The 7,442-nt window shown below is 70.7% G+C and carries 5 protein-coding genes; 3 read left to right on the top strand and 2 right to left on the bottom strand.

Annotated elements, in window-relative coordinates; genetic code table 11:
- Nucleotides 1-155: 155 nt before the first annotated feature.
- The 3 genes from pdhA to ETD96_RS37400 are packed head-to-tail and all read left to right on the top strand — an operon-like array spanning nt 156 to nt 3,633.
- Nucleotides 156-1,286, top strand: a complete 1,131-nt coding sequence (gene pdhA, locus ETD96_RS37410) for a pyruvate dehydrogenase (acetyl-transferring) E1 component subunit alpha (RefSeq protein ID WP_138641237.1) — start codon at nt 156-158, stop codon at nt 1,284-1,286.
- A complete protein-coding gene (locus ETD96_RS37405) occupies nt 1,283-2,263 on the top strand; it encodes an alpha-ketoacid dehydrogenase subunit beta (protein WP_205719643.1) in 981 nt (326 codons plus the stop codon). The genes pdhA and ETD96_RS37405 overlap by 4 nt, the downstream gene beginning before the upstream one ends.
- A 5-nt stretch (nt 2,264-2,268) precedes the next feature.
- Entirely contained in the window at nt 2,269-3,633 is a 1,365-nt protein-coding gene (locus ETD96_RS37400) for a dihydrolipoamide acetyltransferase family protein (RefSeq protein WP_138641236.1), read from the top strand.
- 99 nt (nt 3,634-3,732) lie between these two features.
- Here ETD96_RS37400 and ETD96_RS37395 read toward each other — a convergent pair whose 3' ends face one another.
- Both ETD96_RS37395 and ETD96_RS37390 read right to left on the bottom strand, forming a co-directional pair.
- Nucleotides 3,733-5,298, bottom strand: coding sequence for an OmpA family protein (locus tag ETD96_RS37395; RefSeq protein ID WP_138641235.1), 1,566 nt, complete (start codon nt 5,296-5,298; stop codon nt 3,733-3,735).
- Between the two features lie 100 nt (nt 5,299-5,398).
- The gene (locus tag ETD96_RS37390) at nt 5,399-7,234 is read right to left on the bottom strand and encodes an acyl-CoA dehydrogenase (protein WP_138641234.1); all 1,836 of its coding nucleotides are present in this window, start codon (nt 7,232-7,234) and stop codon (nt 5,399-5,401) included.
- Nucleotides 7,235-7,442 lie beyond the last annotated feature (208 nt).

Genomic DNA, 7,442 nt, shown 5'->3' with positions numbered 1-7,442 from the left:
GGGGTAGGGATCACGGTGGCGGGACTTGCATCGCAGGGTGTGATGTCTGCCACGATGGCATTGCGGCTTTTGTCCCTTACCGGGGTCAGTGGCCGTTGACATCGGCCGGCGACGCGGCGATCCCGTGTTCCGGCCCCGAACGAGGAGTGTCATCGATGACGATCGACTCCGTGCGCGGCGCACCCGGTACCACCGAGCTCGCCGAGCCCGAGCTCGTCCGGCTGCTGACCCCCGAGGGGGAGCGCGTCGAGCATCCCGACTACCCCCTGGACCTCAGCGCCGAGGACGTGCGCGATCTGTACCGCGACCTGGTGGTCGTGCGGCGGATCGACCTGGAGGCCGTGGCGCTGACCCGGCAGGGGGAGCTCGGACTGTGGGCCTCGCTGCTCGGGCAGGAGGCGGCGCAGATCGGGTCGGGGCGTGCGCTGTCCGAGCACGACATGGTGTTCCCGACGTACCGGGAGCACGGCGTCGCGTGGTGCCGGGACGTCGACCCGCTGAAGCTGCTCGGGCTGTTCCGGGGCGTGAACCACGGCGGGTGGGATCCCGCCGAGCACGGCTTCCACCTGTACACCATCGTGATCGGCAGCCAGACGCTGCACGCGACCGGGTACGCGATGGGCGTCCAGCGGGACGGCGTCCTCGGGACGCCGAAGGCGGGCGCGACGATCGCCTACTTCGGGGACGGGGCGACCTCGCAGGGCGACGTGAACGAGTCGTTCGTGTTCGCGTCCGTGTTCAACGCGCCGATCGTGTTCTTCTGCCAGAACAACCAGTGGGCGATCTCGGAGCCGCTGGAGAAGCAGACCCGGATCCCGCTCTACAAGCGGGCGCAGGGGTTCGGGTTCCCGGGCATCCGGGTGGACGGCAACGACGTGTTCGCCTGCCTCGCGGTGACCAGGAAGGCCCTGGAGAACGCCCGGACGGGGCAGGGCCCGACGCTCATCGAGGCGTACACCTACCGCATGGGAGCCCACACGACGACGGACGACCCCACGCGGTACCGGCTGAAGGCCGAAGAGGAGGCGTGGAAGCTCAAGGACCCGATCGAGCGCGTCAAGGCGTACCTGGTGCGGGGCGACCTGGCGGACGCGGGGTTCTTCGAGAAGGTCGAGGACGAGGCGAAGCAGCTCGCGAAGGAGCTGCGCGAGGGCTGCCGGTCCATGCCGGACCCGGAGCCGCTGTCGATGTTCGACGAGGTGTACGCGGAGCGGCATCCGCTGATGACCGAGGAGCAGGAGCAGTTCGCCGCCTACCTGGCGTCGTTCGAGGAGGAGGCGAAGTGAGCACCACCCTGACCCTCGGCAAGGCGTTGAACGAGGGCCTGCGCAAGGCCATGGAGAACGACCCGAAGGTCCTCGTGATGGGGGAGGACGTCGGGAAGCTCGGCGGGGTCTTCCGGATCACCGACGGCCTGCAGAAGGACTTCGGCGAGGAGCGCGTCATCGACACGCCGCTGGCCGAGTCGGGCATCGTCGGGACGGCGATCGGGCTCGCGCTGCGCGGGTACCGGCCGGTGGTGGAGATCCAGTTCGACGGGTTCGTGTTCCCGGCGGCCGACCAGATCATCACGCAGCTGGCGAAGATGCGGATGCGGTCGCTCGGGGCGCTGTCGCTGCCGGTCGTGGTGCGGATCCCGTGCGGCGGCGGCATCGGCGCGGTCGAGCACCACTCGGAGTCGCCCGAGGCGTACTTCACGCACACGGCCGGGCTGCGGGTGGTGTCGTGCTCGAACCCGGTGGACGCGTTCGCGATGATCCAGCAGTCGATCGCGTCCCCCGACCCGGTGATCTTCTTCGAGCCGAAGCGCCGGTACTGGGACAAGGCCGAGGTGGACGTCGACTCGAGTGAGTGGGCGCCGCTGCACCGGGCGCGGGTCGTCCGGCCCGGGGAGCACGTGACGGTGCTGGCGTACGGGCCGGCGGTGAAGACGTGCCTGGAGGCGGCCGCGGCCGCCGCCGAGGAGGGGCGGTCGCTGGAGGTCATCGACCTGCGCTCGCTCAACCCCCTCGACATCGGCACGGTGACGGAGTCGGTGAACCGGACCGGGCGCTGCGTGGTCGTGCACGAGGCGCCGGTGTACAGCGGGTTCGGCGCCGAGCTGGCCGCGCGGATCACCGAGCGGTGCTTCTACCGGCTGGAGTCGCCGGTGCTGCGCGTCGGCGGGTTCTCCACCCCGTACCCGCCGTCCCGCCTGGAAGACCAGTACCTGCCCGACCTCGACCGCATCCTGGACGCGGTCGACCGGACCTTCGCGTGGTGACGCCGGTGACCGAGCCGAAACTGTTCAAGCTGCCGGACGTGGGCGAGGGCCTCACCGAGGCGGAGATCGTCAAGTGGCACGTCCAGCCGGGCGACACGGTCGAGGACGGCCAGACCATCGTCGAGATCGAGACGGCCAAGGCGATCGTGGAGCTGCCCTGCCCGTTCGACGGCGTGGTGACCGAACTGCTGGCCACCGAGGGCGAGACCGTGGACGTCGGCGTGCCGATCATCGCGGTGGACGCCGGCGGGGACGGCGCCGTGGCGACGCCGGTGTCGGAGCCCCCGGCGCAGACGGCGGCGCTCCGCGAGGAGGGCGTGCCGACCGCGAACGAGCCGGGCATGGTCACGCCCGAGGAGCCGCCGAAGCGGCAGCCCGTGCTGGTCGGGTACGGGGTCAAGGAGGGCGCGACCAAGCGGCGGGCGCGCAAGGCGTCGTCCAACGGGGTCGCGTCGGCGGCTGTTGCGCCCGTGCGGCCGCCGGCTCCTCGTCCACAGCCTGTGGACAACGGATTGCCGCTGGCGAAGCCGCCCGTCCGGAAGATGGCGAAGGAGCTCGGGATCGATCTCGCCACCGTGACGGGTTCGGGTCCGCAGGGCTCGATCACGCGGGAGGACATCCTCGCCGCGCAGGGCGCGCCGCAGGCGCCCGTCGCGGCGGGCCCGCGCGAGGAGCGCGTGCCGGTCAAGGGGGTGCGCAAGGCGACGGCGGCGGCGATGTCCGGTTCGGCGTTCACGGCCCCGCACGTCACCGAGTTCCTCCAGGTGGACGTCACGCGGACGATGGAGACCGTCAAGCGGCTCCGCGAGCTCCCCGAGTTCGCGGATGTGAAGGTGTCGCCGCTGCTGCTGGTGGCGCGCGCGCTGCTCACCGCCGTGCGACGGCACCCGATGGTGAACTCCACCTGGGTGGACGGCCCGAACGGCGCGGAGATCGTGGTCAAGCGCTACGTGAACCTGGGCATCGCGGCGGCCACCGATCGCGGCCTCATCGTGCCCAAGGTGAAGGACGCGCAGGACCTCGACCTGCCCGGCCTCGCGCGCGCGCTGAAGGAACTGACGGAGAAGGCGCGCGCGGGCAAGGCGTCCCCGGGCGACCTGTCGGACGGGACGATCTCCATCACCAACGTCGGCGTGTTCGGCGTCGACACCGGGACGCCCATCCTCACACCCGGTGAGGCGGCGATCCTGGCGTTCGGGCAGATCAGGGACATGCCCTGGGTCCACGAGGGCGAACTGGCCATCCGCAAGGTGACCACGCTGGCCCTCTCGTTCGACCACCGCATCGTGGACGGCGAACTGGGCTCCCGCGTCCTGCGCGACGTCGGCGACATGCTCGAAGACCCCATCCGCATGCTCGCCTGGAGCTGACGTCCGGGGCCGGTGCCGCGACGCGGCACCGGCCCCGCGACCGATCGGCGACTGCCCCGCGACGGCTCGGCGACTGCCCCGCGACGGCTCGGCGGCGGTTTACGAGACGGGGACCTTGTCTACCTTGCCGAACGGGCCGGCGTTGAAGGTCACCGATCGGACGTCGCCGGGCGGGGCGGGCAGGTAGACGAAGCCGCGGGCGGGCTTGCCCACGGCGGTCAGGAAGGTGGCGCGTCCGGCGTCGAGGTAGATGTCCGTGCCGCCCTGCCGGGCCGGGCCGACGCGGACGGCCCGGTAGGCGTCCTTGCCGCCCGGCATCTGGATGCTGAACGAACCGAACACGGCGCCCGGATGGTTGGGGTCCGGGTAGGAGGCGTCGGGAGGGACGGTCCCCGGCCCCTCGTTCACGATGTCGAACACCGCGACGATGTAGGCGCCGTCCCGGTAGAAGGGTTTGACCTCCAGCCGCCGCTTGTCGGCGCCGAAGGCGGCCGTGCGGGTCGCCACCGTCTTGCCGTCCTCCGTCTGGAAGTCGGCCGGTGAGGTGGTGCCGCGCGCGCCCGGCTTCGCCTGGTAGGAGATCTCGACGCGGTTGTTGCGCGCGGCGTCCCTGGCCACGCGTTCCGCGTTCCCCTTGCCGGTGGCCGTGTAGGTGAAGGCGCTGCCGAGCCGCGCTTTCATCTCCTTCAGGACGGCGTCGGCCTGCTCCTTCGATAGCTTCACGTCATCGCCGTCGGTGTGGCCTTCGATCGACAGCGCGCCTGTCGCCCCTGTCTTGATCTGTTGCGCCGTCTCGTCCAGGACGACCTTCGCACCGCTGGACAGCTTCGCGGAGCCGTTGTCGAACAGCGCGCCGGCCCGCAGGCCGACGGTGACCTCCGACCCGCTGGACGTCACGTCCTTCGTCTCGCCCTCGACGATGTCGTACAGATCGACCGGGTTGGGCCCCGGACCGGACGAAGGCGAAGCCGAAGCCGATGGCGAGGCCGATGGGGACGCGGACGCAGACGAGGTCACAGACGGCGACGGCGACAGCGGCCTGGAGCGGCCGAAGGGTTCAGCCCCCACGGACGGCTCCACGCCCACCGACGGCCGCGACGAAGGCGTGGACGACGACGGCGGCGCGGACGAAGGCACCGAAGACGTCGGCACAGAAGGGGCCGGCGCTGAAGGGGTCGCGGAGCCCTCCGTCACCGGGATCCCGGTGTACTCCCCCGCCGTCCCCGGCGTGATCGCGGTGACCTTCGTGACGTCCGCCGGGATCACCGGGTACTCGGCGGCCATCTCCCGGGTGGAGCCGGGCGTGATGTCGGAGCCGCTGGTGACGCCGGTCGGCTTGTAGAGCCGCCGTCCGACCGGGTCGACCAGCGCGATCTCGAACGGGACGGACTTCGTGGCCGTGTCCAGCGACGTGATGCTGAACCGCAGCACCGCCTTGCCCGCCTGCCGTTGCACGCTCCTGATGTCGAGCCGCGCGTGCAGGCCGTCCGCGCCGCCGAACCAGCCCTCCCGCGAGAACGATCCACTGCTCTGCGCGGCCGGGCTCGGCGCGGCGCCGCCCGGTCCGGCGGTCGGCGGGGCGACCTTCTCGGCCCTGTCGGCGGAGGAGCAGCCCGCGACGAGGACTAAACCGGCGAGGGAAACGGCCAGAGGCAGCGCGCGCATCGAGGAACCGGCCCGGGGGAGATCGGCGAAGGACGCGGACAACAGTAGTCAAATAGGGCGAGCCCCCGCCATCAGATGGCAGGGGCCCGCGCCTACTCGCTCAGAACGCCTCTTCGGGGAGTTCCATCACGTCGAGGGTGGTGGACTCGGTGACGGCCCGGTCGGACGCCAGGCGCGGCAGGACGGTCTGGCAGAAGAACTGCGCCGCCGCGACCTTGCCGCTGTAGAACGCCTTGTCGGAGTCGGAGACGTCCCCGCCGCCGAGCGCGGCCAGCGCGACCTCGGCCTGGCGGAGCAGCAGCCAGCCGACGATGAGGTCCCCGAGGCCGAGCAGCAGGCGGGTCGTGTTGAGCCCGATCTTGTAGAGCTGCTTCGGGTCCTCCATGGAGCCGAGCGCCCAGCCGATCATCGGGTTGAGGATGCCCTGGACGTCCTCCAGCGCGCGGCCGAGCAGCGCCCGCTCGTTCTTCAGCCGGCCGTTGCCGGCCTCGGACTCGGCGAACGCCTGGATCTCGCCCGCGAGCACCTTCAGCGCCTCGCCGTTGTCCCGCAGGATCTTGCGGAAGAACAGGTCCTGGCCCTGGATCGCGGTGGTGCCCTCGTACAGGGTGTCGATCTTGGAGTCGCGGATGTACTGCTCGATCGGGTAGTCCTGCAGGAAGCCGGACCCGCCGAGGGTCTGCAGCGACTCCGCGCCGAGCAGCGCGTAGGCGCGTTCGGAGCCGAAGCCCTTCACGACCGGCAGCAGCAGGTCGTTGATCTTCTCGGCCTGCTCGTCCTTGCGGCCCTCGTGCTCGGCGATCTGGACGGCGTCCTGGTAGGACGCGGTGAGCAGCACCAGCGCGCGCATGCCCTCGGCGTACGCCTTCTGGGTCAGCAGGCTGCGCCGGACGTCCGGGTGGTGGGTGATCGTGACGCGCGGGGCGGTCTTGTCCGTCATCTGCGTCATGTCGGCGCCCTGGACGCGCTCCTTGGCGTACTCCAGCGCGTTCAGGTAGCCGGTCGACAGGGTCGCGATGGCCTTGGTGCCGACCATCATGCGGGCGTACTCGATGACGAGGAACATCTGCTTGATGCCCTGGTGCACGTCGCCGACCAGGTAGCCGACCGCGGGGTGCTTCTCGCCGAAGGTCAGCTCGCAGGTGGTGGAGACCTTGAGGCCCATCTTCTTCTCGACGTTGGTGACGTAGGCGCCGTTGCGCTCGCCCAGCTCACCGGTCTCGACGTCCACCAGGTACTTGGGGACGAGGAACATCGACAGGCCCTTGGTGCCGGGGCCGGCGCCCTCGGGGCGGGCCAGCACCAGGTGGAAGATGTTCTCGGACATGTCGTGCTCGGCCGAGGTGATGAAGCGCTTGACGCCCTCGATGTGCCAGGTGCCGTCGGGCTGCTGGACGGCCTTGGCGCGCCCGGCGCCGACGTCGGAGCCCGCGTCCGGCTCGGTCAGCACCATGGTGGCGCCCCACTGCCGCTCCAGGGCCAGCTCGGCGAACTTCTTCTGCTCGGGCGTGCCGATGTGCCAGAGGATCTGGGCGAAGCCGGGGCCGGAGGCGAACATGTAGACGGCCGGGTTGGCGCCGAGCACCTGCTCGGCGACGGCCCAGGTGAGGGAGCGCGGGGCGCCGCTGCCGCCGAACTCGGGGGCGAGGTCGAGGCGGTACCACTCGGCGTCCATCCACGCCTTGAACGACTTCTTGAAGCCCTCGGGCATCTCGACGGTGCCGGCGGCCGGGTCGAACACCGGCGGGTGGCGGTCGGCGTCCTCGAAGGAGTCGGCGAGCGGGCCCTCGGCGAGCCGGTTCACCTCGTCGAGGATGCTGCGCGCGGTGTCCTCGTCCAGTTCCGCGTACGGGCCGCTGCCGAGGAGGTCCTGGCGCCTGAACACCTCGAAGAGGTTGAACTCCAGGTCCCGGAGGTTGCTCTTGTAGTGCCCCATTCGAGACTCCGTCTGATCCGGCGGCGGCCGGGGGCCCCGCTGCGTACTGGTGGGTAACTCAACATCATGCTACCCGCTGGTAACCAGTTGGCAACCACCTAAGTCAGGGGCGATCCGGCCACATCGAACCACGCTCGGGTCCGAACATGTGACACAACTCACAAGCTCGCCGCCGTCCTGCGCGTCCGGTACCGGCCCCGTCCCGCCC

The sequence above is a fragment of the Actinomadura geliboluensis genome (assembly GCF_005889745.1).
GTDB classification, from domain to species: domain Bacteria; phylum Actinomycetota; class Actinomycetes; order Streptosporangiales; family Streptosporangiaceae; genus Spirillospora; species Spirillospora geliboluensis.
Note: the sequence above shows the minus strand (reverse complement) of the source record. Positions and strands in the feature narration are given on the sequence as shown.

Excerpts from the sequence above, each read along its gene's own strand:
- pdhA (WP_138641237.1), top strand. The coding sequence starts at position 156 with ATGACGATCGACTCCGTGCGCGGCGCACCCGGTACCACCGAGCTCGCC.
- ETD96_RS37390 (WP_138641234.1), bottom strand. The coding sequence starts at position 7,234 with ATGGGGCACTACAAGAGCAACCTCCGGGACCTGGAGTTCAACCTCTTC.
- ETD96_RS37395 (WP_138641235.1), bottom strand. The coding sequence starts at position 5,298 with ATGCGCGCGCTGCCTCTGGCCGTTTCCCTCGCCGGTTTAGTCCTCGTC.